The sequence below is a fragment of the Ruegeria sp. AD11(2025) genome (assembly GCF_056542405.1).
The window spans coordinates 1-754 of the sequence record NZ_JBQFZU010000128.1; the positions used below are offsets into that span (position 1 = coordinate 1).

Consider the following 754-nt stretch of genomic DNA (forward strand, 5'->3'; position numbering starts at 1 on the left):
TAACGGCGCGTGTCATCAGGTTTGGGCTGCGTACGCGGGGCCCCAAGAAAGGCAACGCGCAGCGCGGGGGCTTTGAAGCTGCGCCGGGTGATCTCATCAGCATTGAAGCGGCCGGGGCTCACATCGATGTCGCGCACATCCTTGAAGGCTTCAGCGTCTGTCAGATTGGCTTTGATGGCATCCAGAAGATCGGAGATTTTCATTTGAGAACCTCCGCGATGAAGTCGGCAACTACCTCTTCGATTTCCTGCGCGTTCTGCGGGCTGATCCCCAGATAGGGACGTGCCGGCATGGTGACACTTTTGGCGAAAACCTTTCTATTGCCGCTCATGAAGGCGAGTGTCTTGGCACTCTTAGCCTTGATGATCCCACCGAAATGATGAATGGCTGCATAGATCAGCGGCGATCCGACCGTGACCTGTCCAAGTCCAGCCTGATAGTCGATGCTGTCATGCAAAGCACCCGACGCATAGAGCGGAGCGGAACCTCGGCGATTGTGGGGCCACAGCTCACCATTGGGACCGATCTTCTCAGACTGAATGCGCCGCCGGGTTTGAAGCTGGCACAAGCGGCCAATCACATCCATCAACTCAAGCCGGTCCCAACCGGTCACACGCTCGATCGCTTGGGTGGCGCGGTCTAGCCCGGTGTGCTGCATTTCGACGGCAAGATCACTCATCAGCTACGCCCCCGTCCATAGAGCCGCGGCCGAGATGTGTAGTCAGCGCCGGAAGAGGTCCTGATCTCGTAACCA

2 protein-coding genes are annotated in these 754 nt (G+C 58.1%); both read right to left on the minus strand.

Going from position 1 to position 754, the window contains the following annotated elements:
- Window positions 1-203: hypothetical protein (locus ACR1XY_RS24675; protein ID WP_480597477.1), on the minus strand; the 203-nt coding region annotated here is incomplete at its 3' end.
- Window positions 200-679, minus strand: coding sequence for a phage virion morphogenesis protein (locus ACR1XY_RS24680; RefSeq protein ID WP_480597481.1), 480 nt, complete (start codon window positions 677-679; stop codon window positions 200-202). The genes ACR1XY_RS24680 and ACR1XY_RS24675, both read right to left, overlap by 4 nt.
- Window positions 680-754: the final 75 nt, after the last annotated feature.

Coding starts and splice junctions, on each gene's coding strand:
- ACR1XY_RS24680 (WP_480597481.1), bottom strand. CDS start 679: ATGAGTGATCTTGCCGTCGAAATGCAGCACACCGGGCTAGACCGCGCC.